This is a genomic window from Aquiflexum sp. (genome assembly GCF_041751335.1).
Classification (GTDB): domain Bacteria; phylum Bacteroidota; class Bacteroidia; order Cytophagales; family Cyclobacteriaceae; genus Aquiflexum.
The window spans coordinates 1-2,466 of the sequence record NZ_JBGSXS010000409.1 but is presented as its reverse complement, the minus strand read 5'-3'; the positions used below and the strand labels follow the sequence as shown (position 1 = coordinate 2,466).

2 protein-coding genes are annotated in these 2,466 nt (G+C 36.1%); both read left to right on the top strand.

Annotated features, from left to right (window positions below):
• Positions 1-2,330: hypothetical protein (locus ACEW8U_RS21690; protein ID WP_373524146.1), on the top strand; the 2,330-nt coding region annotated here is incomplete at its 5' end.
• Positions 2,317-2,466, top strand: a 150-nt coding sequence (locus tag ACEW8U_RS21685) for a hypothetical protein (RefSeq protein WP_373524147.1), incomplete at its 3' end; no start/stop codon positions are given. The genes ACEW8U_RS21690 and ACEW8U_RS21685, both read left to right, overlap by 14 nt.

The window sequence follows — 2,466 nt, the reverse complement described above, 5'->3', positions numbered from 1 at the left end:
CCTTGATTGCCTTTTTGGTCTTCAGTTCTTTTGCTATCAGGCAATACCTGAGACAACAGAATTCATATATTCTAAACTCCATTCAAGAGGAGTCCATAAAGTTGGTAAACAGTCCAAAAGTGGCATTTGAGAATAAAATTTACCTCATCGTGGAGCAGATGAAACTTGACCTTATCAGTGTAGATGAGGCGATCAATAATGTTCCTGATCCTATTGAGAAAATCAATATCGCAAATGGAATAGCGACATTGCTTGTTTTCCAGGCAGGGTCTGAACCCAAGGAGGAAATTTTTAGAAGTTTGGCCATTGCGGATAGTTTGTCAGCTGAGCATGCACTCCCAAGCAATCTCAATACCTCTCTATCATCTATTTTAAAAGTATTGAATGATTTACGAGTGACACTCGAATTGGCATATTATTATAATCCGGATACCCAAATAGAAACCTGGAGAAAAGACAATGCTAATAGAGCTGGCAAAATTGTATTTCATATTCTTGAATCCCAACCGGCAGATTTCTCTGATATCATAAACTTCACTCTGGCACTGGAGAATGCTGTCAACTACAGGGTATTTACCCCGGATGAAACTCAAAGAATTATCCAAATCCTTTCGCCCTTTGAAAAGGGAGGTCAATCAGAATGGATTAAAGAAAATTTTAATGCGGACAAACTACTTCTGAGAGGTGCTACAGATTATGCCTTTAGATTCAACGGACTTTATCAGCAATTGGCCTATTTATATGCATCACAGGGTAATAGTGAGAAGGTGTTGAATTGCATGGATGTTTTGTTGGCCAATTCCCAAAACTATTACCAAGGAGATTATGCTACCGTGGCAGATAATGCTGCTAATATAGCTGCTGTGTTTTATAATTTTGGGCATGATACAGCATTGGACGAATTTGTAAAGGGTTATAGTTTGAGAAAAAACATCTCTTTGGAGGAATTTTACGCACATCTTTTTGGAAGGATGTTAAAATCATATAACACATCTTCAAATTTACATTTGTTTGGTTTTATGTCGGATAGGCAAAATCTAAACCTTCAATTCAGTGATAGAGCACAAATCGGATATTTCTGTTCAAAATACCGGGAGGCTGTCCTTTCTGATGTCAAAGATCCCAATGAGAAGAACTATTTGATGGCCCTTTCCTTTAAAAATGAAGGGATTTTGAAAGGAATTAACTTAGAAGATCCGCAAAAGAATGACCTATCCGTTAAACAATTTTTTGACAATGCCATAGAATATTACCGGTTGGTCTCTCCTTCCTATCTGGAACAAACCACATCTGTGATTGGGGTCGCAGGTACAGATAATTTGATCGTTCCCCGTAAATTTTTATTTATTTATCCTGATCTAAGAATTGGATTTCCACCTTTAGAACCGAGGGCTTTCTTTTTCTTTTACTTTTCTGATGTTTTTTTAGATTACATAATTGATAATCAATTAATGGATTTCTTGTACCCGGGTAAGGGCGAATTAGATTTTTTCACAGCGTGGTTGCTAGCTTATAATTCAAATGTCTGGGCATCAACTTATTTCATGGTTAATCCAGTTAGGTATGAGGTGTTTAAAAAGTTGGATAGGGAACTGTCTGAGCGAGAAAATATTGATCAGGTTGACCTGAATTGGTTATACCTTTATTTAGGCGAAATGGCTTATGAAAACAATGAAGTCGAATCCATGATTTCTTATTACGAAAAAATCAATCCTGATAACCTTTTAAATATCCTAAGATCCAAAGAATTTGGAAATCAGGTGAATTTCCATTCCTTTAGGTTAATAGCAACTGCTATAACGGGATTGGCAAATTCAGAAGATTTTGAAGAAATCAATAGATTAATGAAACCTTTCAAAAAAGTTATTAATAGATCTTCCCTCTATGCCTATGCGGCAAAAGATCTCTTATCCAGAAAAACAAATCAGGAAATGGCCAAAAGGTTATTAGACTCTGCAAGGGTGGAGTTTGATAGAACCGGAATTGTTACCACATTTCAGCCTCATAGAATTCAACTTGCTTATACCAACACCCTTTACGATCCCAAAGAAAATTTGGAGGAGTCATTCAGTGTCATCAAAAACCTTCGACAGAAAATTAAGGCTAATCAACTGATGACCCGTGCTATAGCATTTCATGGTGATCTTTATGAGGCAAAAAATCAGTTTCCTGAAAATATTTCTGATGATGATTATGCGGTCTTATTGAGTGAAATACTTTTTGGATATTCAGAAGGTAAGGGGGAGTTGAATGAATCCTGGACAACGTTTCAACAAAATTATCTTTGGTTTTATACACGTTTTTTAATTTACATAGATGAAAGCAGCTGATATGAATAATATATGTCCATATACAGGCTTAAGGTCATTTACTGAAGATGAAAGCATTTATTTTAAAGGCCGGGATCATCAGATAGATCAGCTTACTGATTTATTGGAGAAGAATAAGTTCTTGATGGTCACTGGG